General features: G+C 38.0%; 25 protein-coding genes and 1 riboswitch. Of the genes, 7 read left to right on the forward strand and 18 right to left on the reverse strand.

Going from position 1 to position 22936, the window contains the following annotated elements; all coding sequences use genetic code 11:
* The first annotated feature begins 8 nt into the window (after positions 1-8).
* Entirely contained in the window at positions 9-863 is an 855-nt protein-coding gene (locus tag AC6F34_RS04835; RefSeq protein ID WP_500769489.1) for an AAA family ATPase, read from the forward strand.
* 82 nt (positions 864-945) lie between these two features.
* On the opposite strand, the gene AC6F34_RS04840 is transcribed toward AC6F34_RS04835, so the two are convergent.
* The 3 genes from AC6F34_RS04840 to AC6F34_RS04850 all read right to left on the reverse strand — a co-directional run bounded on the left by AC6F34_RS04840 (position 946) and on the right by AC6F34_RS04850 (position 5478).
* Positions 946-1830: a patatin-like phospholipase family protein gene (locus AC6F34_RS04840; protein WP_500769491.1), complete on the reverse strand. Its 885-nt coding sequence runs from the start codon at positions 1828-1830 to the stop codon at positions 946-948.
* A 177-nt stretch (positions 1831-2007) separates the two neighbouring features.
* Positions 2008-2565 (reverse strand): cysteine hydrolase family protein, encoded by a 558-nt coding sequence (locus AC6F34_RS04845; RefSeq protein WP_500769493.1) that lies wholly within the window; start codon positions 2563-2565, stop codon positions 2008-2010.
* A 351-nt stretch (positions 2566-2916) separates the two neighbouring features.
* The gene (locus tag AC6F34_RS04850) at positions 2917-5478 is read right to left on the reverse strand and encodes a vitamin B12-dependent ribonucleotide reductase (RefSeq protein ID WP_500769495.1); all 2562 of its coding nucleotides are present in this window, start codon (positions 5476-5478) and stop codon (positions 2917-2919) included.
* A 534-nt stretch (positions 5479-6012) separates the two neighbouring features.
* Here AC6F34_RS04850 and AC6F34_RS04855 point away from each other — a divergent pair.
* Positions 6013-6396, forward strand: a complete 384-nt coding sequence (locus AC6F34_RS04855) for a rhodanese-like domain-containing protein (RefSeq protein ID WP_500769497.1) — start codon at positions 6013-6015, stop codon at positions 6394-6396.
* A 120-nt stretch (positions 6397-6516) separates the two neighbouring features.
* Here AC6F34_RS04855 and gcvPB read toward each other — a convergent pair whose 3' ends face one another.
* The 3 genes from gcvPB to gcvT are packed head-to-tail and all read right to left on the reverse strand — an operon-like array spanning position 6517 to position 10439.
* Positions 6517-7977, reverse strand: coding sequence for an aminomethyl-transferring glycine dehydrogenase subunit GcvPB (gene gcvPB / locus AC6F34_RS04860; RefSeq protein ID WP_500769499.1), 1461 nt, complete (start codon positions 7975-7977; stop codon positions 6517-6519).
* Positions 7970-9316, reverse strand: a complete 1347-nt coding sequence (gene gcvPA, locus AC6F34_RS04865) for an aminomethyl-transferring glycine dehydrogenase subunit GcvPA (RefSeq protein WP_500769501.1) — start codon at positions 9314-9316, stop codon at positions 7970-7972. Before gcvPA ends, gcvPB begins: the two co-directional genes overlap by 8 nt.
* Positions 9317-9332: 16 nt before the next feature.
* Positions 9333-10439 carry a glycine cleavage system aminomethyltransferase GcvT gene (gcvT, locus tag AC6F34_RS04870; protein WP_500769503.1) on the reverse strand — a complete coding sequence of 369 codons (1107 nt, stop codon included), beginning with the start codon at positions 10437-10439 and terminating at the stop codon, positions 9333-9335.
* A 218-nt stretch (positions 10440-10657) separates the two neighbouring features.
* Positions 10658-10750: riboswitch (glycine riboswitch) on the reverse strand.
* A 319-nt stretch (positions 10751-11069) separates the two neighbouring features.
* Here gcvT and AC6F34_RS04875 point away from each other — a divergent pair.
* Positions 11070-12764: a DEAD/DEAH box helicase gene (locus AC6F34_RS04875; RefSeq protein WP_500769505.1), complete on the forward strand. Its 1695-nt coding sequence runs from the start codon at positions 11070-11072 to the stop codon at positions 12762-12764.
* Positions 12733-13527, forward strand: a complete 795-nt coding sequence (locus AC6F34_RS04880) for a YqhG family protein (protein WP_500769507.1) — start codon at positions 12733-12735, stop codon at positions 13525-13527. Before AC6F34_RS04875 ends, AC6F34_RS04880 begins: the two co-directional genes overlap by 32 nt.
* A gap of 23 nt (positions 13528-13550) precedes the next feature.
* Here the strand turns inward: AC6F34_RS04880 and AC6F34_RS04885 are convergent, their stop codons facing one another.
* Genes AC6F34_RS04885 through comGA form a run of 8 tightly spaced genes read right to left on the reverse strand, consistent with a single transcriptional unit; the run spans position 13551 to position 17743 of the window.
* On the reverse strand, positions 13551-13736 hold the full coding sequence (locus tag AC6F34_RS04885) for a YqzE family protein (protein WP_500769509.1): 186 nt from the start codon (positions 13734-13736) through the stop codon (positions 13551-13553).
* A 55-nt stretch (positions 13737-13791) separates the two neighbouring features.
* Positions 13792-14181, reverse strand: coding sequence for a competence type IV pilus minor pilin ComGG (comGG, locus tag AC6F34_RS04890; protein WP_500769511.1), 390 nt, complete (start codon positions 14179-14181; stop codon positions 13792-13794).
* Positions 14162-14647 (reverse strand): competence type IV pilus minor pilin ComGF, encoded by a 486-nt coding sequence (gene comGF / locus AC6F34_RS04895; protein ID WP_500769513.1) that lies wholly within the window; start codon positions 14645-14647, stop codon positions 14162-14164. Before comGF ends, comGG begins: the two co-directional genes overlap by 20 nt.
* Entirely contained in the window at positions 14610-14918 is a 309-nt protein-coding gene (locus tag AC6F34_RS04900; protein ID WP_500769515.1) for a hypothetical protein, read from the reverse strand. The genes comGF and AC6F34_RS04900 overlap by 38 nt, the downstream gene beginning before the upstream one ends.
* Complete coding sequence (gene comGD / locus AC6F34_RS04905; RefSeq protein WP_500769517.1) at positions 14902-15342, reverse strand: competence type IV pilus minor pilin ComGD; 441 nt, start codon at positions 15340-15342, stop codon at positions 14902-14904. The genes AC6F34_RS04900 and comGD overlap by 17 nt, the downstream gene beginning before the upstream one ends.
* Positions 15332-15655, reverse strand: a complete 324-nt coding sequence (gene comGC, locus AC6F34_RS04910; protein WP_500769519.1) for a competence type IV pilus major pilin ComGC — start codon at positions 15653-15655, stop codon at positions 15332-15334. The genes comGD and comGC overlap by 11 nt, the downstream gene beginning before the upstream one ends.
* On the reverse strand, positions 15655-16686 hold the full coding sequence (gene comGB / locus AC6F34_RS04915; RefSeq protein WP_500769521.1) for a competence type IV pilus assembly protein ComGB: 1032 nt from the start codon (positions 16684-16686) through the stop codon (positions 15655-15657). The genes comGC and comGB overlap by 1 nt, the downstream gene beginning before the upstream one ends.
* Positions 16673-17743: a competence type IV pilus ATPase ComGA gene (gene comGA / locus AC6F34_RS04920; RefSeq protein WP_500769523.1), complete on the reverse strand. Its 1071-nt coding sequence runs from the start codon at positions 17741-17743 to the stop codon at positions 16673-16675. Before comGA ends, comGB begins: the two co-directional genes overlap by 14 nt.
* A 187-nt stretch (positions 17744-17930) precedes the next feature.
* On the opposite strand from comGA, the gene AC6F34_RS04925 reads away from it, so the two are divergent.
* Entirely contained in the window at positions 17931-18635 is a 705-nt protein-coding gene (locus AC6F34_RS04925; RefSeq protein ID WP_500769525.1) for a helix-turn-helix transcriptional regulator, read from the forward strand.
* Between the two features lie 81 nt (positions 18636-18716).
* Positions 18717-18962: a DUF2626 domain-containing protein gene (locus AC6F34_RS04930; protein WP_500769527.1), complete on the forward strand. Its 246-nt coding sequence runs from the start codon at positions 18717-18719 to the stop codon at positions 18960-18962.
* Between the two features lie 69 nt (positions 18963-19031).
* On the opposite strand, the gene AC6F34_RS04935 is transcribed toward AC6F34_RS04930, so the two are convergent.
* Complete coding sequence (locus tag AC6F34_RS04935; RefSeq protein ID WP_500769529.1) at positions 19032-20096, reverse strand: class I SAM-dependent methyltransferase; 1065 nt, start codon at positions 20094-20096, stop codon at positions 19032-19034.
* A 156-nt stretch (positions 20097-20252) separates the two neighbouring features.
* On the reverse strand, positions 20253-20882 hold the full coding sequence (locus AC6F34_RS04940) for an MBL fold metallo-hydrolase (RefSeq protein ID WP_500769531.1): 630 nt from the start codon (positions 20880-20882) through the stop codon (positions 20253-20255).
* Between the two features lie 258 nt (positions 20883-21140).
* On the opposite strand from AC6F34_RS04940, the gene AC6F34_RS04945 reads away from it, so the two are divergent.
* Entirely contained in the window at positions 21141-21314 is a 174-nt protein-coding gene (locus tag AC6F34_RS04945; RefSeq protein ID WP_500769533.1) for a DUF2759 domain-containing protein, read from the forward strand.
* 74 nt (positions 21315-21388) lie between these two features.
* Here the strand turns inward: AC6F34_RS04945 and AC6F34_RS04950 are convergent, their stop codons facing one another.
* The gene (locus AC6F34_RS04950; protein ID WP_500769535.1) at positions 21389-21703 is read right to left on the reverse strand and encodes an MTH1187 family thiamine-binding protein; all 315 of its coding nucleotides are present in this window, start codon (positions 21701-21703) and stop codon (positions 21389-21391) included.
* 67 nt (positions 21704-21770) lie between these two features.
* Positions 21771-22904 (reverse strand): YqgU-like beta propeller domain-containing protein, encoded by a 1134-nt coding sequence (locus tag AC6F34_RS04955; RefSeq protein ID WP_500769537.1) that lies wholly within the window; start codon positions 22902-22904, stop codon positions 21771-21773.
* Positions 22905-22936: the final 32 nt, after the last annotated feature.

Genomic DNA, 22936 nt, shown 5'->3' on the forward strand with positions numbered 1-22936 from the left:
GGGGAAATATGGTTTTTATAGATTCCTTTTTGTTTCCAGATGAGGATATGGAATTCGACTTTTTGATCGAAATCAAAAGAACATGCTATGACTCATACTATCCATTCAAAATTTTATCAAGGAAGGGCTTAAATAGGATTGAATTTGAGCCAGTGACCATTTTATATGGCGGAAATGGTTCAGGGAAATCTACTGCACTAAATGTAGTAGCTGAAAAAGCAGGAATCATTAGGGATTCTATCTTTAATAAATCTAATTTCTACCCTGACTATGTGAACATGTGTGAAATGCAGCTTAAAACAGACATTCCAGAGCACAGTAGGATTATTACGAGTGACGATGTATTTGACTATATGTTAAATATTCGTAATCTAAACGAGGGCATTGACCAAAAACGAGAAAAGCTTTTTGAGGAATATTTGGATGTGAAATATTCTCAATTCCAAATGAGATCTATGGAAGATTATGAGCAATTAAAAAGAGTGAACACAGCTAGAAAGAAAACGCAGTCCCGGTTTGTGAGAAGTGAATTGATGGATAATGTGAGAGAGTATTCAAATGGGGAAAGTGCATTTCAATATTTCACCGAAAAAATTGGTGATAATGGACTTTATATTTTGGATGAGCCCGAAAACAGCCTTTCTCCAAAACGGCAGATAGAACTAGTAAATTTCATTGAAGAGTCTGCTCGTTTTTTTGGCTGTCAGTTCATCATCTCAACACATTCTCCCTTCCTGCTATCAATGAGAGAGGCAAAGATTTATAATCTTGATGAAAATCCTGCTACCGTAACAAGGTGGACTGAATTGGAAAACGTCCGCACATACTTTGAGTTTTTCAAACAACATGAAAGTAAGTTTTGATTTCTTTTGAAGGAATGTACAATCGGTTGTCGACAAAAATGCCACATTTTGTGGCATTTTTGTCGAAGACTACTCCCTATTTTTAATAACTCCACCTAGAAAAGAAACTTTTTGCCGATTCTCTTCCTACTTCGATCAATTGATTCTTTCTTTCATCATTTAACTGAAATTCAGTTGCTAGTATGCCATCGGTTGGGACAAAAATAATGTTTTGGGCATGCTTTCTAGAAATATATCGTGCATCATGAGCATCTTTCATTGTCTCAAATAATGCGCTATACAACTGTATAGCATTTTTTATCTTCGCTGGCTCCCGTTCATTCGATTTCGTACTCAATGTAATACCAATAACCGGTCGCACTTTCTTTACGTTTTCTTTATCGAATAACCACATTGGAAAATTGCTTAATACACCTCCATCAACCATAATGGAAGTATTTTTGTTCGCTTGTAATTTGACTGGTTCAAAAAAGTACGGAATGCTACAGCTCATTCTTACTGCTTTAGCTACAGAGAAACTCATCGGGTTCAATCCATATTGAGGTAGATCATCTGGCAACACAACTAAGCGTCCGTTTGTAAGATCAGACACGACGACGCGTAAACTTTGCGGAGGTAAATCCCCAAAAGTACGTACACCCTTCTTCTCTAGTGCTTCCCGTATCCACTTTTCCAATTCATCGCCTTTATACAAACCTAATCTCCAGAACAAGAACACCCACTTCGTCATTGCAAATGGGATAAACCGATACCTTTCATCTAAAAATGCCTTAAGATCAAGTTCTGCTAACATATCAATCATTTCCTTGCTCGTATAATTTGCGGTGATCAATGCTGCAATAATTGAACCAGCACTTGTGCCAGCTAAACGCTTAAATTGAAATCCTCTGTTTTGTAATTCTTCATATGCACCAATTAAAGCAAATCCTTTAATTCCTCCACCCGAAAACACACCATCGATATACACCTGCAAGCCACTCCTTGCTCTCTATGCCATCTTATACATGTGTAAGCAGAAAATCTTGAAAATAGTACAAAAAAGAAAAAAGCTTATTGCCAAGGAATAAGCTCCATAGCTATAAGCTTATCAAGTTAATAAAAAGTCTAAAAACGGCACAATCTTTGTACCGTTTTTAGGATGATATTACCTATAAGAATCGTGAGTTGGAATAAATAGATCTTCCTCTGAATTTCTAACAATAGAAAAGTGATCAACATTATAATGACCATGAAGTGTATTGTTGTGATGCTTTATGATTTGTTCTGCACTTAAATCATTAGTGCCTAAATTTGAATGACCATCACCAACTAATGTAACATCAAAGCCACTAATCGTTGCTGTTCTGACTGCACTATCTATACAATGCTGTGTTTCACAGCCCATAATAACGATGTGTTCGATTTGTTGTGATTTTAAATGCTCTAAAAGTCCTGTTTCATAAAAGCAATTCGTTGCAGATTTATCAAAGATATTTGCTCCAGTCGGTACTTTGATTTTATTGTGTATTTGAAATCCATTTCCCGCGCCATCTGAAACATCAAGATCTCTCACAAACATAACTGGAACGTCAGACTCTCGTGCTTTTTCTATTACTATATTGATATTTTGGATAAGTTGCTCTTTGTTAATAATCTGTTTACCTTCTTGATTTCCATCTATTAATTCTTGTTGTGCATCAATGATTAGTAATGTTTGATTCAAACAATTTTCCCCTTTCAAATGTGGGGAACGCTATATAACCTTTTAGTTAGACGTTATCCCCTTATCAATTTTCACAATAACATTTTTTCTATTTGCCATACTAATCTCCCCCTAAACTCAAATTCCTATAAATCAGTTTTTATAATTTTTAGGTAATTACATCTTAACACACTTAACTTATTTCATTCCTTTTTAGAGGAAAAAATTCAAACAGTTCGTTCCTACGACCAGATAGCGTTCAAAGATAAATTCAAACTCTTCCTATTAAAAAAACAACCTTTTACGGCAGCTATAATACCGAAAAGGTTGTTTTTTATGAAACTTATATTTAAATCACATTCTAATATAAAATTATAACCCACACTTTAACTGTGCATTACAGTTTGTACATGTGTTACATCCACCAATTTCTTTTACCTTACCTTGACGGCAAACCGGACAAGTATTGCCAACCTCAGAACCGATTGTTACGTCCGTTGAACGAAGGTCACTAATTGTATCAACTAGGACAACATGTTGTTTTACTTTTTCCTTAGGAGCTTCTTCAACGTCATCAAATGTATTTTCTTCTGCTTTTAGTGTAAGCACTTGTGAATCACGGGAACCATCAACATATACCGTGCCACCTTTAGCACCGCCTTTGTATAATCTTTCATATACTTTTTCGACTTGCTCAACTGTATAGCCTTTTGGTGCGTTTACTGTTTTACTAATCGAGCTGTCAATCCAGCGCTGGATGATACACTGAACATCTGCATGAGCTTCAGGAGATAATTCCATCGCTGATACGAACCAGCTTGGCAGTTGTTCTGGATCTGCTCCTGGGTGACGGTCTAAATATTCTTGAACAATATCTGCCTTCACTTCTATGAATTTTCCAAGTCTTCCACTTCTAAAGTAAGAGAAGGAGAAGTATGGCTCTAACCCCGTTGATACCCCAACCATCGTTCCTGTAGAACCAGTTGGTGCAACCGTTAATAAATGAGAATTACGAATGCCATGAAGGGCAATTGATTGCTTGATGTCCTCAGGCATTTTTGCCATAAATCCAGTTTCCGTAAATGCTTTACGAAGACGATTTGTTTCACTTTGATCATCTGAAGTTAAGAATGGGAAGCTTCCCTTTTCCTTCGCTAACTCAACAGATGCGCGATAAGCTGTTGTCGCAATCGTTTCAAACACTTCATCAACTAGACGATTTCCTTCTTCAGAACCGTACTCTGTTTCACAGTAGATCAGAAGATCATGCAAGCCCATAACCCCTAGACCAACTCGGCGCTCACCAAGCGCTTGCTTTTTATTATCCTCTAAGAAGTAAGGTGTCGCGTCAATAACGTTATCTTGCATACGCACACCGACTTCGACTGTCTTTTTCAACTTCTCAAAATTAACGGTTTTGTTTTCTTTATCTGCCATTTCAGCTAAGTTTACAGCAGCAAGATTACATACGCTATATGGAGCTAATGGTTGCTCACCACAAGGGTTTGTCGCCACTACTTTTTGTCCATAGCTGCTTGCATTTGTCATGTCATTGGCATTATCAATAAAGAAAATTCCAGGCTCTGCTGAATATGTTGCACAAATATTGATTAAGTTCCATAATTCTTTCGCTTTGATTTTACGGTATGTGCGTACCTTTTTGCCCATACGTTCCCACTCACGCACATCTCCAACTTTATGCCACTCTTCATTATAGTATTTCATGTCTGCTTCATCGTAGCTCTCGACATCAGGGAAGCGCAGCTCATATTCTGCATCATTTTCAACAGCTTCCATGAACTCTTTCGTTAAGCAGACAGAAATGTTTGCACCAGTTAAGAACTCAGAATTATGAACAGAGTAAGTTCCGCCTGTTGCAATTTTTTGCTCAGCATCCTTAATGATGCTCTCGCTAAAACCACCTAATCCTGGAATGGTCTTATAGTTCATAATCCCTTGATACATATCAATCTCTTGCATCGTAAAAGGAGTAAATTTAAGCTTTTCTTTTGCATAACGCTTAATCGTTTCATCCTCTGTGTTTTCAAGTAAAAACCTTAGGATACGCGGATTTTGCATTTTAGAAATAATAAATTCAATAATATCAGGATGCCAGTCCGTTAACATGATCATTTGCGCCCCACGACGAGATCCACCTTGCTCAACAAGATGCGTCAACTTAGCAATATCATCAAGCCAAGACACTGATCCGGAAGATTTCCCATTCACTCCACGAGCCAATGTGTTTCGCGGACGTAGTGTCGAGCCATTCGTTCCAACACCGCCACCACGGCTCATAATTTCCATCACTTGTTTACGATGCTCAGAAATTCCTTCACGAGAATCCTGTACAAAAGGCATCACGTAACAGTTAAAATACGTCACATCTGTCTCTGCACCTGCACCATAAAGAACTCGTCCCGCAGGTATAAAGTTTAAGTCCGCAAGCTCCTGATAGAACTTTTCAAACCATTCTTTTCTTTTTTCTTCCGTTTTTTCAACAGAAGCAAGCCCCGTCGCATTACGCATGGCAATTTGCTCATAATAAATTTCAAGCGGCTTTTCGATCACATCGAGTGATTTTTTTACGATACCTGTGCTCACTTCTTCAGGATCTTCAAGAACACCGCGATAGTCTTCTTCTACTAGTACCTTCGCCTCTTTGTTTTCCCAATCAATTTCCTTAATGTATCCTAGCCCTCTAGCAGGGAATTTCGGATCTTCTTTTACCGTTAACACAACAAAATCACCTTCAGTTAAAGTGATTTTTTCTGTGTCTTTAAATGTATAACGATCGAGCATTACTAATCGTGATACACCTTTATGTGTTGTTTTCATCTCCGCTGTAATTGGATGTACTTGTGGAAACAAGCGGATGTCTTGATTCAATCTTTCAACATTAACCTTCAAAGTTTGTCCAAGTGCTACAGACATTGTGCCAACCCCTTTAAATTAAATTCATTTCTCCTCATCTTACAAGTTGAAACAAATTATGTAATCTCAATATGATGTTTTTATGAATAATCTTAAGTTATCATAATTCACATATAAAAATCAATATATAGTATGACGAAAGTTTTTAATCATACTATATATTGATTTTAGGTCAAATAATAATAAATTTGTCAAACATAAAATACGTTAGAAAAACGAGAAATCTGACGAAAATGGTGAACAAATGAAATGAATTGGTGAATTTTAACCTATTTCGAACCTTGACCATTTTCTCGAAAAACTCTAGTAATTTGTTTACCCCAATTTAATTAATTGAACACCCTAAGTTCATCATCTTACTTCTTTTTTTATAAAAAATCCACCGCCAATAATTAACTACTTTCTTTATCGGCTCCTTTTTGATCACTCATCACATATTTGATAGAAATTCATCTGTTTTTCTTTACTCTTACTAGTAAACACTTATATAATATTACATGTTGATGAAATGTTCGAAAGGGGTAAGGAGCTTTGTTGGATGTACTATATTTCCTACTAATTATTCTTGGTGCGGTCATCGTATACTCTGCGGTTACTAAATTAATGCAAAAAAGAATTGTGAAAACGTTAACAGAAGAAGAATTTCGTGAAGGTTATCGTAAAGCACAATTAATCGATGTTCGTGAACCAAAAGAATTTGAGGGTGGCCATATACTTGGAGCAAGAAATATTCCACTTTCACAATTAAAATCAAGACTTATTGAGCTCCGTCCTGACAAGCCTGTGTACTTATACTGCCAAAGCGCAATGAGAAGTGGCCGTGCAGCTCAAATGCTAAAACGTAAAGGCTATAATGAATTATACCAATTAGATGGTGGCTTTAAAAAATGGTCAGGAAAAATTAAAACAAAGAAATAAATACATTGAAAATATAGACAAAGTCGAAGCCGGCTTTGTCTATATTTATGTATAAGGAAGCTTTATGAAAAACAACAAAAGCTGTAGGGATATTTCTCCCTACAGCTTTTGTTCGATCATCTATTGTTTTATATAGCGCAATACAGGCTTTCTTGCTGCAAGCGTCTCATCTAAACGCCCTACAACGGTAGTATGCGGAGCCTCCTGAACGATTTCAGGGTTTTCCTCTGCCTCTTTTGCAATTTGTAGCATCGCTTCAATAAAGCTATCTAACGTTTCTTTTGATTCTGTTTCTGTTGGCTCAATCATGATGCATTCTTCCACATTTAATGGGAAGTAAATTGTCGGTGGATGGTAGCCGAAGTCTAGCAGGCGCTTAGCGATATCTAATGTACGTACACCTAGCTTCTTCTGACGTTTTCCACTTAATACAAATTCATGTTTGCAATGCTGGTCAAATGGTAGATCGTAAGCTGTCGCTAACCTTCTCATCATATAGTTAGCATTTAACACAGCATATTCTGTTACCGCTTTTAATCCATCTGGGCCCATTGTACGAATATACGTATATGCACGAACATTGATGCCGAAGTTTCCATAATAAGGCTTCACACGGCCAATCGCTTGTGGACGATCGTAATCAAATGTATACTGTCCATCACGCTTCACAAGAACTGGCTTCGGTAGAAACGGGATTAGATCAGCCTTAACTCCAACTGGTCCTGAACCAGGTCCGCCACCGCCGTGAGGGCCGGTAAATGTTTTATGAAGGTTAAGGTGAACAACATCAAATCCCATGTCTCCAGGACGTGCTTTTGAAAGAACAGCATTTAAGTTAGCTCCATCATAATATAACTTCCCACCAGCACTATGGACAATTTCAGCCATTTCAAGAATATGTGCTTCAAACAAGCCGAGTGTATTCGGATTTGTCAGCATGAGTGCAGCTGTATCAGATCCAACTACTCGTTTTAAATCTTCTAAGTCAACAAGTCCATTTTCATTTGACTTCACTGTAACTGTTTCAAATCCTGCCACAGTAGCGGATGCCGGGTTTGTACCATGAGCCGAGTCAGGAACAATAACCTTCGTTCGATTCGTATCACCATTTGCTTCATGGAATGCGCGGATCATCATCAATCCTGTCCATTCACCATGTGCTCCTGCAGCAGGCTGAAGCGTCACTTCATCCATACCAGTGATTTCAACTAAATGCTCCTGTAGATCATACATAAGTTCTAATGCACCTTGAACTGTGCTTTCATCCTGCAATGGGTGAACATGAGCAAAGCCATTTAAGCGTGCTGCTGTTTCGTTCATCTTTGGATTGTACTTCATCGTACAAGAACCTAGTGGATAGAAACCAGAATCAACGCCGTGATTTCTTTTTGATAATGCTGTGTAGTGGCGCATAATATCAAGTTCAGAAACCTCTGGAAGATTCGGCTCTTCTTCACGCATATATCCCTCTGGAAGAATTTCCGTTAAATCAAATTCTGGAGTATCAAGCTCAGGTAAGCTAAATCCAATTCTACCTAGCTTCGTTAATTCAAAAATGAGTGGCTGATCTTCTTTATGCACGATAATCCCCCATTTCTTCTACTAAAGTATCAATTTCTTCTTTTGTTCGTAATTCAGTTACAGCAACCAACATATGGTTTTCTAACTCAGGGAATTCACGACCTAAATCAAACCCACCAATAATCTCATTCTTGATCAATGCAGCATTTACTGTTTTTACCGATGTATTAACTTTAACAATAAATTCATTAAATGAAGGACCTTCAAATACAATTTCAAAGCCTTTCTCAACGAACTTCTTCTTCGCATAATGCGCCTTTTGCATATTCGCTAATGCCATTTGCTTCACGCCTTGTTTGCCAAGAGCAGTCATTGCTACTGATGCAGCCAGTGCATTTAATGCTTGGTTTGAACAAATATTAGATGTCGCTTTATCACGGCGTATATGCTGCTCACGCGCTTGAAGAGTTAATACAAAACCACGACGGCCTTCTTCATCAATCGTTTGCCCTACAAGACGACCAGGTACTTTACGCATTAACTTGCTCGTAACGGCAAAATAACCACAGTGCGGGCCACCGAATGAAGTAGGAATACCAAATACTTGAGCATCTCCTGCAACGATATCTGCACCGAATTTACCTGGTGGAGTTAACGCGCCAAGTGCAAGTGGATTACTTGATACTACATACATCGCCTTGTGGTTATGAATGATTTCCTCTAACTCCTTTAACGGCTCAATTCGGCCGAAGAAGTTTGGATACTGAACAACGACTGCCGCAATATCATCAGACATCATTTCTTTTAGCGCATCTAAATCGGTTACTCCATCTTTATGCGGAACTTCAACGACCTCAACGTATTGCCCCTTAGCATACGTCTTTAATACTTCCTTTGACTCAGGGTGTACTGTACTTGAAATCAACACTTTCTTGCGACGAGTGTGCCCTACGCTCAGCATTGCTGCTTCTGCTAACGCAGTTCCTCCATCATACATAGAAGAGTTTGCTACATCCATACCTGTCAATTCACAAATCATTGTTTGAAATTCAAAAATGGCTTGCAACTCACCTTGTGAGATCTCAGGTTGATAAGGTGTATACGCAGTATAAAACTCAGAACGGCTTAATACATGATCAACAATAATCGGAGCGTAATGATCATAGACTCCTGCACCTAAAAATGATGTGTTTGATTTAAGGTCAGCATTCTTCATCGACATTTTCGTTAATTCTTTTATTAACGCTGTCTCTGTTTTTGCTGGCTTAATATTGTACTCTCCTTTAAAACGTACACTTTCAGGAATATCACTAAAAAGTTCTTCAACTGAACGAACGCCAATTTCTTTTAACATGGCTTGTTGATCAGATTCTGTCATCGGTAAATAGCGATGTTTCACAACGAATACCCCCTGCTTATTTTTTTGCTCTTTTATAAAAAGGTGTTGGTACGATTTTCGCTTTTAGATGCTTTTTACGAATTTCGACTTCCACTTCATTGCCTAACTGTGCTAACTCAGCTTGAATAAGAACAAGCCCTATGTTTTTCTTCAGAGTTGGAGATTGTGTACCAGTTGTCACTTCTCCAACAACTTCGCCGTTTACAAGAACGCTGTAGCCATGGCGTGGAATGCCACGATCAATCATTTCAATTCCTACAAGCTTACGCGGTACACCATTTTCTTTTTGTTCCTTTAATGGAGCCTTTCCAATAAAGTCAACTTCCTTGTTCACTTTAACAGCAAAGCCAATGCCCGCTTCTAATGGGGAAATGTCTGGTGATAATTCTTGACCATAAAGAGCTAAATTCGCTTCAAATCGAAGCGTATCACGCGCTCCAAGACCACATGGAAGAACTCCATCTTCTTTGCCAGCTTCGAGAATGTCTTTCCAAAGATCCTTCGCTTCTGATGGAGAGCAATAAATTTCAAATCCATCTTCTCCTGTGTATCCTGTTCGTGACACAAGTGCCTTCTTTCCACTTAGAAGAACTTCAGTTTGGAACTTAAAGAAGCCAATTGCGCTCAAGTCTGCTCCTGATGCTAACTTTTGCAAAGTTTTTTCTGCTAATGGCCCTTGCAATGCCAATTGTGCATAATCTTCTGAAACATTTTCTACGACGACATCTTCAGTTACGTGCTTTTTCATCCAATCGAAGTCTTTCTCGATATTTGCCGCATTTACAACAAGTAAATAATCGTCTTCATCCAGTTTGTAAACAAGTAAATCATCAACAGTACCGCCATTCTCATAGCACATCGCTGTATAGATGGCACCATTTGTCTTTAGCTTTGATAAATCATTCGTAAGCATTTTTTGTAAGTACGCGAGGCTATCTGGACCTTTAACTGTAATTTCACCCATATGGGATACATCAGAAAGTCCCGCTTTAGAACGAACGGCCTCATGCTCTTCTTTAATGCTGGAGAATTGAACAGGTAGATCCCATCCTCCAAAATCAATCGTTTTCGCCCCGTATTGTCCATACACATCAAACAATGGAGTACGATTTAACTGTGACATTTACTTGTCCTCCCTATCGTTTATTTCACTTTGAGCTTTTTATAACTTCTTGAGAGATTCATGTTCTTTGACCTTTTTTTCTATAAAATGAACAGTAAAAAAGGACAGAGAATCCCCTCATTTACGAGAAGATCTCTGTCCTTTCACCTGAGAGTTTATCTGATTATCCAATCAGCTTACCCCTTTGGTCGCCCATTAAAGGACTCTCTCCAGAGATGCGTCAAACAAGAGTTCTTTTGCCTGAGAGATTCACAATCGCTTGTTTGCTCCTTCGGCGCCACTATTAAAGCAGTCTCTCCTCTTGCTGTCATTCGCATTATAAAAAAATCGAAGTTTGTTCATACTAAGAAAAGTGTAAGGAGCTTGTAACCCCTTGTACTAATCATGAAAGTAAAGGTTTTCTTAAAAGTCCCAATGTGACAATTTTGAAAACTTTAAGGTTACTAACATCCTACCATCTAAACCTATGAATGAGCAATATATTTTCTCTCAATAACGTAAAAATAATTGCTTTTCTTTCTAATCTTAGACTAAAACACGAACGATTTTATATCGTTTTATCATATTATTCGATTTCTGTCTGTTTTACATGCTTAGTAGAAATCTGGAGAGTTAGAAGGAGTGAGCCTCATGAGTATTCAAATAAATTTTGACCATGAATGGGAAGATGAATTTCATAAAAAGATTGAGAGTGACGGACCATGGGCAAATTATGATCTTTACCAGCTCGCAATCGAAGTAGAGAATCATACTGTAGTTCCTGAATTCGAAGGGCTACAAGCACCAAAACATTTAACACATTTAACTCCACTTCCTCACCAATTGGAGGTTTCAAAGCAAGTCGTCGAAAATATGAATGGCAAGGCCATTCTAGCAGATGAAGTCGGACTCGGTAAAACCATTGAGGCGGGTTTGATTTTAAAAGAGTACATGATTCGTGGTTTAGTCAAAAAAGCGCTTATTCTCGTGCCAGCTTCTCTTGTTTCCCAATGGGCATTCGAATTAAATACGAAGTTCTTCATCCCTGCTATCGCCCAAAGAAAGAGTTATGTATGGGAGCAATACGATGTTGTTGTGTCATCCATTGATACAGCCAAGCGCAATCCGCATCGAGAGATTATTAACAGCTTAGATTATGATTTAATTATTATTGATGAAGCTCATAAACTAAAGAATAATCAGACGAGAAACTATGAGTTTGTTCAGGGGTTGAAAAAGAAGTTTTGCCTATTGCTAACAGCCACACCGATTCAAAATCGAGTGAGCGAAATATTCAACCTTGTCTCGTTATTAAAGCCCGGACATTTAGGAAATGCGAGTCAATTTTATGAGAAGTACAAAAAAAATGCACGCACACTTGATGATCATGAGCATTTAAAAGAGCTTGTAAATAAGGTAATGATCCGAAACAGAAGACAGGATACTGGCATTGAATGGACTGAACGTCATGTGCAAACAATTCCGATCGAGATCTCACATGAGGAAAGAGATTTATATGATTCCATTACGAATCTACGTCATGACCAATGGGCAGGAAGCAATCTATTCTCTGTTATTACGTTACAACGTGAAGCATGCAGCAGCCGTGAAGCTGTATATACGACATTAAAGAACATGCTTCAAAAACAAGAGAATCCATCTACTGCTTATGTTCAAACGATTAATGAACTTATGAGCAAAGTAGAAAAAGTGGCTCGCAATTCAAAAGCAGAAAAAGCGTTATCCCTGATTCAAGAAATCAATGATAAAGTGATTATTTTCACTGAATACCGCGCAACACAAATGTATTTACAATGGTTCTTAAAGCAGCATGGCATCACATCCGTCCCATTCCGTGGCGGGTTTAAACGAGGGAAGAAAGATTGGATGCGGGAGCTGTTTCAAAAGAATGCACAAGTGCTCATTGCAACAGAAGCTGGCGGAGAAGGAATCAATCTTCAGTTTTGTCACCATATGATCAACTATGATCTCCCATGGAACCCAATGAGATTAGAGCAAAGAATTGGCCGTGTTCATCGCCTCGGTCAGGAGGAAGATGTTCATATTTATAATTTTGCGATCAAAGATACTGTAGAAGAGCATGTGCTCACGCTACTATATGAAAAGATTGCGTTGTTTGAAAAAGTAGTCGGAGAACTCGATGATATTTTAACAAAATTAGAATTTGGCAGCCTTGAAGACCATCTTCTTGATATTTTTGGGCGTTCCTCTACAAAAGGGGAAATGAAAGTAAAGATGGACAATCTGGCTTCAATGATACAGTTCGCAGAACAATTACGGGAGGATGAGGAAAGTGCAGCAGCAGGAGATTCATCAGTTTCTTAAGCGGTATTTTATCGGAAATGAATGCACCATAACCGAGGAAGGCTCAGGCTATTTGAGAGTTCAGCTAACGATTGAATTGGATAAGGAATTGATGAATCGTCCGTTCTATTGGCACTACCTTGAAAAAACAGGCGGCGTTCCTAATCCAATGGAATTAACGCTCATTACCGACCAACAGCTCGCACCTGAGAATCTAAAAGGTGAGTTCATTCACTTTGGTTCACCAAGATTGCATCAGATTTTTCAGTCGACAAAAGTTTTAGCTGGCTATATTCGGCTTTTTGAAGACCATCAAGGTACTCAGCAACAAACACCGTTGCGTCCATGGTTAGGACTGAACCTTAAGATTTCCTATCAATGCGATCGAAAGAAAGATCGCTTCGCATCGTTTGGACTGCAATTAATTAACGGCTCCCTCGTGCATGATTTTCATGAGCAATTGAAGAAAACAAAGTTAACACCAAAAATTCCAGACTATTCGTTTACACTATCACCGATTATTAAACCAAAGAGTGGGATATTACGAGTTGAAAATCATCTAAGAAATGAAATCCAACAAGAGGACCACACTTGGGCAAATGAAGCGATTAAAAGATGGAATGAAGATTTAGCCTTATTGGACACATTCTATGAAGAAAACGAGGATGGGCAAGAAACATATGAAAATGAGAAAAAAGCGTTAAAAGAACAATACGATCCCCATATCCATATCTCGATCGTAAACGGGGGGCTGTTTTATTTGACTGATGAGGCCATTTCATAAAAAAGAGAGCTGATACAATCGCATCAGCTCTTCTTATTGCGTTTCATCCCATAATAGATCATATAAGGAACAACACCGAACCATCTAAACAAAAACGGTGCTTTTTGTTCCTTTTTCGTCATTCGTTTTTGTTTTCGCTCGTCCTTCGGCTGCTCCATATACTTAACGAACGTTTCCGTAACAAACTTCACATAATCATTTGACTTCATTACAATCTTCCTTTGCCCTTTTTACACAGTATTGCCCAATTTATTCAAGAAGCATTCAATTCTTCTCCACCCATTTAAATACCTCTTGATTCACGCAATCATAATAAACATACGCTTCAATTGGATTCGACTGATCCATAGTTAACATAAAATGAATTTGAACAAACTCCTCTAAAAATGGCGTCGATGCGTAAATGAGAACACCGTGGAGAAAAGAAAGCTCCCCTCCCACACTACATGAGCCTGTAGAAACAAGCTCTTTCTCAACATATTTCAACCCTTGATAAAAATAATACTCCTGCTGCATCAGCGCCTCTCCTTCATGATATATAAGGTTCTTTGCCTGAAAGAACGTAATCATTGAGGAAACGAACAGAAAGAACAATAAGAACAACGAAAGCACGAGAGGGAAAGTAGCACCAGTTTCATTCCTCATTCGATTCATCCTCAGTCGCACCTTCTGTACTCGACCTTAAAAACAGAAACAGCTTCGCTTCATACTTTTGTGTAAAACGATCGGTTACTAGTAATTCAACATAGTCACCTGTTTGTGTGAATGAGCTATTAGCGACATTTTGCAAAACCACTTCATGCCCCTGTTGGTTTACCCTCCTCCGAAGTACCGAATCATATTTTTCATAGCTAATGCTTTGACCGTCAGATTGCAGCAATAAACGATTGTTTAGTACATACACTTGATCCGACATCCTCACTTCTTTTTTCAGCTGATTAACAAAAACGATCCACTCCATTTGTTGCAAGCTTGCATCCTCGTATTCATAAAGATTTAGATAGGTTGCTGCAAGGGGAACAAACATCATCACAACTAAAAAAATAGAGAAAGAAAATAACGCTTCTAGCAAAGTGAAACCATTAGTAGGACCAATCACAAATGACCTCAGCGTTTTCAATGAACACACAAACCTCCCATCGACTAGCATCAATTCTCAACACTTCCACTACTGTATCTTCTCGATGATACGTTCCTTCTAACAATCCCTCCTCATTGTGAAGTAAGTGTTCATAAAGAATTTGCTTTGCTTTATAATGGGACTCTATTGTCTTATTTGAAGCATTCATTTGCGCAATGACTGGTAAAAACATCGTACATATCACTAGGAGTGCAAAAAGAGATAATAAAACATCAAGTAAGAAGAAACCTTTTTCATCCCTTAGTGACATAAAACCTTCCTCTCCCAATTAAAAATGTGAATCGATACAATTGATCATCGATCTGCAAGAAAAAGCGACCGAATTGATTGATATTTCCATTTGGACGAAATGAAAAAGAAAGACTAAGCGTTCCTGCAGAAAAAGAAACGTGATCAGGTATTTCGCGTACAAATAAATATTCTGTAGCTGATGTGCGTGCATAATACCTCTTTTGTAATGGAACGATGGAAAAATAGACTGTCTGTCCTTTAGAAAGTGCAGATTGTTGAGAGAGTAGAAGATCTGATTGAAATGAGTGAAGAAATTGCCTTGATTCTAATTGTGCAGATTGTGGAGTAAGGAAGAAAAAAGATGCAAAAGAGATTGTTAAAAAGACCGCCAGCACGATAAGCATTTCAAGCAAGGTAAATCCTTTCTCACTCCTACGTACCACTCTGCTTTACCTCGCCATTTTCTATTGAAATTTCTGTCCCATCTTGGCATGTTACAGAATTTCCAATTAAACTATTACCGTTTAGATACCCTTCACTCGCGAGCTCATTGATCGATTGTGGCTTTTTCTTTTTCGCAATTTCAAAAGCTTGGATTTGAGCCTCAACCATTTTCACATACGCCTCGCACCCCTTGGAGTTAATATCCGAATTATGTTTTGTGACATTTGGGATTGTAATGATTAGCAACACTGAGATGACAAGTAACACGATCATCATTTCTATTAACGTAAAACCAGCATTATTTTTCCACATTATAGCCCCTCCAATAATGTAAACATTGGGATAAGAATCGCTAAATACAAAGATACGATGAATCCACCGATGATCGTAAAAATAACTGGCTGAAGAATTTTTAAAGAACGATTAATGTTCTGTTCAATTCTTTCAAGGCAATTCTTGCTATAAAAATATAGCTCCTCTGACAGTTTTCCGTTCTTTTGCCCATGAAAGATGATTATTGCGAAGTCTTCGTTAAAAAACGGATAATGAAGGAAAAGTTCATACAATGACTCACCCCTATTCAGCCTCAAAGTCATTTCATCCCCTAACTCTTGAAATAACCTTTGTGTTTCATTTAGCTTAAACAATTGAAGCGACTGAGCAATTGACACGCCTCCAGCTAATAAATAATGAAGCTGGATTGCAAACGTTTGAGCATAATACAGCTTAATATAGACGCCTATAATAGGGATGTGAGCTAACAATGTCTTCTGATTCACTTCTGGTTTCTGTTTAAAGGAAAAGTGATAGTACAAAAGAAGAAGAATGATCGTTAGAAGGAGTAGTCCCGTAACAAGTGGAAATACATTGCCGATTACGAGCAAAAGTACAGAGAAAAATTGATCTTCAATCCCCATTGATTGAAATAACGACAAAAATTGGGGCAATAAAAATCGATCTACAAATTGTAACAAGATGATTGTGATGCTCATTAACGTTAAAGGATAGTATATGAGTTTTCTTAACTTGTTTCGATTCTCAACCCTTTTTAACATCATCTCACTGCTATCCAAAAATGCCCTTGCTAAACTGCCATGCTGCTCAGCAAAAAAAACGTAGCCAACTAATTGAGGATGAAAATTTAAGTAATCAAGGATATCATACAACGGTGTTCCTTTCCTCAGTTCAGCTAAACTAAACTGAAGATCCGTATGCAACTCCTTTCTCAATAATAATGATGTTGACTCAATTGCTTCATCAAGAGGATAGCCTCTTTCTAACAACTCACCTGTCCGTTTTAAAAGAAGACTTTGATCCTCCAATTTCCACTTATGCCTTTTCATCATCATTCACCCAACGAACATACTCAGAAGGCTTAATATATCCTAGAGCAATCCCCTTTCGGATGATTGAACCGAGCCTATAATAAACAACTTCCTCATATTGCCCATTCGCTTTTCTCAATACTGACTGCAAAGCTCGCCCTGATAAAAATTCAAACACACTTGCACGCTTCCACCTTCCAGTACGATAACAACCAGGTGAACAGCTCCTTTCACAATATGGACAAACTAGCTCCACTAATCGCTGCGCCGTTACCGCCACTAATGTTTGCTGGATTTCAATCCAGTTCACACCAAACTCCATTAATCGATACACCGCTCCCTCTGCATCTCGTGTATGCATCGTGCTTAATACGAGATGACCACTTAAGGCTGCTCGAACGGCGATTTTCGCAGTTTCTGAATCGCGGATTTCTCCAACCATGATAATGTCTGGGTCATGTCTTAAAATTGCTTCTAAGCCAGTAGCATACGTCACTCCTGCTCTTTCATTGACTTGGACTTGCGTGACAAAATCATTCATCTTTTCGATTGGGTCTTCTAAGGTAATGATGTTTCTCTGTAATAAATGGGAAGTTTCATGGAGAAGTGAGTACAACGTTGTCGTCTTCCCACTCCCTGTCGGCCCGGTTAAAAGGATTAATCCATGCGCATGCTTTAATAACGTCAACATTTTGTGAGTAACAGCTGGGAATAAGGAAATGCGTTCAAATGGAATTTGTTCTTGCTGGGGGAGGATACGAATGACTAAGCTTTCATTATAAATAGAAGGAAGCGTGGAAAAGCGTAAACCAACAGTCTTACCATCAATGATTTGTGTCGATGCCCCGTTCTGTGGCCGTCTTTTATCACCGATATCCATGGAAGCAGAAAACTTAAAATGAGAGATGAGACGATCGCACTCTTGTTTTGGGAGCGTTTTTCTTGGGATTAACCTATTAGCAATTCTAAATTGAATGAGGGTATCGCGCTTGCGAGGCATTATATGAACATCAGATGCTTGATGAAGGACTGCGTCGCGGAGAATTTGCTGCGCAAGCTCTTCAATGTGGAACACACTTACACCACCTTTCGAGACGTTTCTTACCTTTTCGACAACATTAAAACCAACTCCTTCTTCCCTTCAATAATAATTCATAATTCTTTTTGATATTGTGAACATTTTCTAAACATATGGTGAAAACAGTGTTTACTTGTTTCCACTATATTATAATGGAATAAATATGAAAATGAGGTGAGGTTAGGTGGAGCAAACATTACGGATTACCAATGTCTTATCTGATCCAACACGTTATTATATATACCAGTATATTTCAAATAAACATTTAGACGTGACCGTACAAGAAATCGCCGATCATTTTGAGATACATCCGAATGTAGCCAGGCTGCATTTGTCTAAGCTAGAAGATGTGAATATGATCATTTCTGAAACGAAGAAAACAGGGAAGGGTGGTAGACCTAGCAGACTCTATCGCTTATCTGATGAAGTCATTCAATTAAACTTCCCGTACAGAGATTATCAGCTGCTTTCTACAATTGCGCTAGAGTCAATGTTAGCAATGGGTGAAGCTGGAAAAGAAGCGTTAAGAAATACGGGAAAACGATTTGGAGAAAGACTCATTGAACAAGAATTACAACGCAGAAACCTTTTGAATGATGCTTCCCTTCGCTTCGAAGACAAATTAAATATTATTAAGAACGCTGCATTGATTTCAGGGTTCAATCCTGAATTTGAAGTGAGTGAAGAAGAAACAAAGGTGTATTTCCAAATATACAACTGCCCTTTTAAAGAAGTAGCGGCCAAACACCCAAATTCAGTTTGTCATATGCATTATGAATTTTTACAAGGGATGTTCCATACACTATTCCCAGAAGTACTTTTAATTGAAAAATCGAACATGTTAAATGGTTGTGATTTTTGCTCTTATCAGACTGCTTTGACAAACTAACAACATCTTATTTACTTTTAACCAAGTCTTACCTTATAATATTGTAGTGATGGACTTGTATGCGTATAAGGAGGGATATATATGGATCGCATGTTCCGAGTATTGGGATTTTGGACTGGTATTTTCGCTGTTATGTTCTATGTTGGCGATATGTACACAACGTCTTTAATCTTCTTCGTTCAAACAGGCTTCTTCCTGCTTTTAAGCTACCTTAAGCTTTCTGAACGTATGTATATTTATGTTTTTGGCGCATATTTAACAGTGTTCTTCGTCGGATTCACCTACTGGACAACCTTTAATATGGTTCCTGGCATGGGTGGTCACTAAGAGCAACCAAGGACTTATAGCTTACATAAAAAAGCGGTACACAGATGTGTATCGCTTTTTTCCATCTCATTAATTCTTTTCTTGTAAAACAGCATGGAAAGAAGCCGCCATTCCATCTGGCATGATGAGACTCCGTATTGCTCTGTTTCGCTTAAACGCTTGAGAGAATGGATCTGTTGATGCATGAGGGGAAAGTTCTTCTAAGATCCCAGCTTCAATAAAAAATTCATCTAACCGCCATTTATGTAGAAAGCACAAACCAACTTCATTCCCTTTTTTGATAAAAGGGTCGAATTGAATGTGAGTCGTTAAATCCATTTCCCCAACGTGAGAAAAAACGTCCGTCACCATTCGATGCTGATAATAGCCTCTTAAGCTTCCGTCTTTTCTTGCGGCTTCAGTCCATTCATCATTCGTATACCCATAGTCAACGGTTAGAACAAGCCCTCTATCCAAAGAACAAGATATCTCTTCAATATAATTCAACATTCGTAAAGGAACTTCAAACCGTTGTCCATCGCTTAAAGAAACTGCGTACTGATCGAGATAATTTTTAATGCGCATATTAGATAAAGGTACAGAGGATTCATAAAGCCTATTCAATGCCTCATCAAAGCTCACCATTTGCTCATATAACTCACCATTTTTGTTCTGAATGATATGGACAGGAAAAGCATCAAATAATTCATTTGAGAACACTAAACCTTGAAATGGTTTTATTTCTTCTATTGAATGGATCGGGATGACTCTCATATCCAAATATGAATCTTCTTTTTGCAACTCAAGATGGAAACGACTTTTATCGACCATATAATACCGCATGCTCTCTTCAGTGAGCGTTTCCCATTTTTTGAGGAATGCCCGCGCAAACCGGCCATTACCACCACCGATTTCACAGATTGCAGGAGGAAGCCCGTTTTCTTGATGGTAATGATAGTACCACTTCGCAATCATCTCGCCATATAAGTCAGAAACATTGCTTGTCGTGTAGAAATCACCCTGTTTACCGATCTTTACATTGCTATTCATATAATAGCCACGTTCTGGATGATACAACACCTGATCCATGAAGTCGTCAAATGTTATCATTTGATTCGGTTGTTTATGTATATATTCCTTTAAAAAATCGATCATAAAAACTCCTCATCCATAGGTTTTCATCATTGACATAGTGGAAACTTTGTTATATTGTGTTAATAGTAGCTTATATATATCCCTCCCATTAAAAGATAAAATATCCCTAGACAGGTTCTCTAAATAGAGAACCTGTCTTATTTTTGCAATGAATTTTCATGTCAAGAATGGATTTGATTCTGCCTCGTCAGAAACGATCGTTTCAGGACCATGTCCTGATAATACAATCGTATCACTTGGCAATGTTAATAGCTTTTGTCGAATGTTATTCACTAATTGACGATGATCTCCGCCAGGTAAATCCGTTCTTCCAATGCTTCCATTAAACAAAGCATCTCCAGACACAACAATACTTAACATGTCAAAGTAAAAGGATACACTTCCAGGCGAATGGCCAGGAGTTTCTCTGACTTCAAATTCAAAAGAACCAATCTCCATTTTCCCTTCCTTCGCAATAAAATGGTCAGCAGGTTTTGCACGAATGAGCTCACCCATTTGGAAAAACTGTGAACCATTTAACGCTGGATCAAATAACCATGCAGCCTCTTTTTCATGAATATGCACTGGAATTTGATAGTGTTCACGGATCGCTTCTAACGCACCGATATGATCAAAATGAGCATGTGTTAATAATATTGCTATTGGTTTTAAACCTTTGTCACTCACATACTGAATGATTTTTTGCGGCTCTTCACCTGGATCAAAAATCAAGCACTCTTTCGCTTCATTATGAATGATGTAACAATTTGTTTGCAACGGACCTAACGGTATTCTTCTCCACTTCATCACATTACCTCCTCTAGCTTATCTTATCCTTTATTGTACACGATGGTTTTATAATTGGTAAATCAACTCGATAAGTATGAATGAGTTCACGTTTATTGGAGAAAATAAAGTTAATGAAATCGTCAAATAAGTCTCAAGATTAAACCTCGACAAAAAGGGGAAAAAGCTATAAAATAATAACGAATGTTAAAATCTTCTTACATAAAATGAGGGTCAGCACTCTCTATGTTAATTGATATTTAAGGGGGGTTTATAAAGATGGGATTAGTCATTATTTTTGCTTTAACTGCAATTTTAGCCGTTTTCGGTACAATTAGTGCTTTTAAAAACAAGAACTTACTAGGTCTTGCTCTAGCTGTTCCTTCAGTCCTTGTATTTGGTGGATTCGCAATCGCAACACTTATAACTGGTGGATACCCTGCAGGACATTAATCACTAAAAAAGATTGACCAACTAAGGTCAATCTTTTTTAATAGATCGTTTATTGGTTATAAAAAACGATCATGTTATTCTCCAATCAATGATTGGACTTTAGCAACTTTATCATTCATTGACCTTTTTACATCTCTGCGATCATCAATTCGAATATTTGTTGCAACACGGGATAGTCCGTTTGCAAACGGAACCTCATGCATCTCTTCTACTACCTTTAAGAGGATCGACAACTCCCCTTCAATAAGTGTGCTCATCGGCGTTAATTGAAAGTCAATCGTCCCTTGCTCTTTATGTTTTTGTAAAACTTTTTGCACCTCAGCTACATAGGAACTTACACTTGGTGTTTCCGTTCCAATTGGAATAATTGTAACATCTACAATTGCCATCTTTAAAAAACCTCTCTTATCAAAAATTGATTTCCCTTATTATTTGTAAAGCAATCATTATCAATATTCAAGAATTTTGCCCTTTGAAGAACGATTCAATTGTCTTTTCTTTTATATCGATCATTTTTTCTAAATAGAATCCATATAAGCAGTACTCACCATTCGAGGAACATTGAATCGGTTCTTGATCGATCTCATCAAATAACACATCAAACTCTTCTGTTAGAAGATTATATTTTAGTAACTGAAAGCCGCTACCATATGTTTCAAATCCACCGCTATGTTTTGGTGCAAAGGTCATGAATGTTTCTTGATTAAGAAAATCATGGTTAGGAACAAGCCAATCCGAAAAAGTCGTTAAATGTGGAAGTGAAAAACGAGCTATCTCTTTTAATGCATGATTATAAAACGTATAGACTGCTTCACTTGAATCCACATCTGAAACGGAAATCGTTAATATATAATCCTCAGACGTGTACAAGCGATAAACGCTTTCGGCTATTTCCTGCCGACTAGCTTCGATATCAATAGAAGACTGAATCAGTGGTGCAACTAATTGCGGATGTTCTTGATCCCAATCTAGATAAACATACTCTTCTGAATCTAACCATATGGAAAACGGATCTTCTATCTCAACAGCAACTTCCTGTTCTCCCATCACATCAATAATAAACGTTTCATACGTCCAATCTTCAGCAAACACAGATACTGCTAGACCTAATTCCTCTCCATGCTTCCAAGCAAGAGAAAGGTCATTGCTAATGTAATTCGTAGTATATAAATGATTTCCATCGATATCAATAATGACCACTTCTGCCTCGTATGTTGATCGTGCAGTATGAATCGCAATATATTGTAAGCTCGAATGAATCAGAACTCCTGCTACATCCGCATCTGTTTCGAATAATAAACGCTCTTCTCCTGTATGCACATCATATTCATATAAGACTGTTCCTTCACTTGTGGTTGATGCATACAGAATCGATTCTTCATCTAGCCAGCCATACGCAGTTGCAACTTGACTACCCGCTAATGTAATCGGGTGCAGCGGCTGTTCGCTAACATCCGGAGTTGGATCAGGCTGATGTGTCTCTTGTTCCGGAACTTGTTGACCTGCTTTGTTACATGACGAAAGGATGAAAAGAAGACAGACAGCAATAAAGATTCCTGAAATATTCATTTTAAAAGAACTATACTTCATATTTTCATCCTCCTATCTAACTATTAGTACGT

Source organism: Niallia sp. CD-39 (genome assembly GCF_059874745.1).

Bases quoted from the DNA above. Each gene is read 5' to 3' on its own strand.
- comGC (WP_500769519.1), bottom strand. From the start codon at position 15,655: ATGTGGAAAAATAATGCTGGTTTTACGTTAATAGAAATGATGATCGTG.
- AC6F34_RS04875 (WP_500769505.1), top strand. From the start codon at position 11,070: ATGAGTATTCAAATAAATTTTGACCATGAATGGGAAGATGAATTTCAT.
- comGB (WP_500769521.1), bottom strand. From the start codon at position 16,686: ATGAAAAGGCATAAGTGGAAATTGGAGGATCAAAGTCTTCTTTTAAAA.
- comGG (WP_500769511.1), bottom strand. From the start codon at position 14,181: ATGAATCGAATGAGGAATGAAACTGGTGCTACTTTCCCTCTCGTGCTT.
- AC6F34_RS04955 (WP_500769537.1), bottom strand. From the start codon at position 22,904: ATGAAGTATAGTTCTTTTAAAATGAATATTTCAGGAATCTTTATTGCT.
- AC6F34_RS04835 (WP_500769489.1), top strand. From the start codon at position 9: ATGGTTTTTATAGATTCCTTTTTGTTTCCAGATGAGGATATGGAATTC.
- AC6F34_RS04885 (WP_500769509.1), bottom strand. From the start codon at position 13,736: ATGAAGTCAAATGATTATGTGAAGTTTGTTACGGAAACGTTCGTTAAG.
- AC6F34_RS04940 (WP_500769531.1), bottom strand. From the start codon at position 20,882: ATGAAGTGGAGAAGAATACCGTTAGGTCCGTTGCAAACAAATTGTTAC.
- AC6F34_RS04850 (WP_500769495.1), bottom strand. From the start codon at position 5,478: ATGTCTGTAGCACTTGGACAAACTTTGAAGGTTAATGTTGAAAGATTG.
- AC6F34_RS04950 (WP_500769535.1), bottom strand. From the start codon at position 21,703: ATGGCAATTGTAGATGTTACAATTATTCCAATTGGAACGGAAACACCA.
- AC6F34_RS04900 (WP_500769515.1), bottom strand. From the start codon at position 14,918: ATGTCACTAAGGGATGAAAAAGGTTTCTTCTTACTTGATGTTTTATTA.
- AC6F34_RS04935 (WP_500769529.1), bottom strand. From the start codon at position 20,096: ATGATCGATTTTTTAAAGGAATATATACATAAACAACCGAATCAAATG.
- AC6F34_RS04930 (WP_500769527.1), top strand. From the start codon at position 18,717: ATGGATCGCATGTTCCGAGTATTGGGATTTTGGACTGGTATTTTCGCT.
- AC6F34_RS04945 (WP_500769533.1), top strand. From the start codon at position 21,141: ATGGGATTAGTCATTATTTTTGCTTTAACTGCAATTTTAGCCGTTTTC.
- gcvT (WP_500769503.1), bottom strand. From the start codon at position 10,439: ATGTCACAGTTAAATCGTACTCCATTGTTTGATGTGTATGGACAATAC.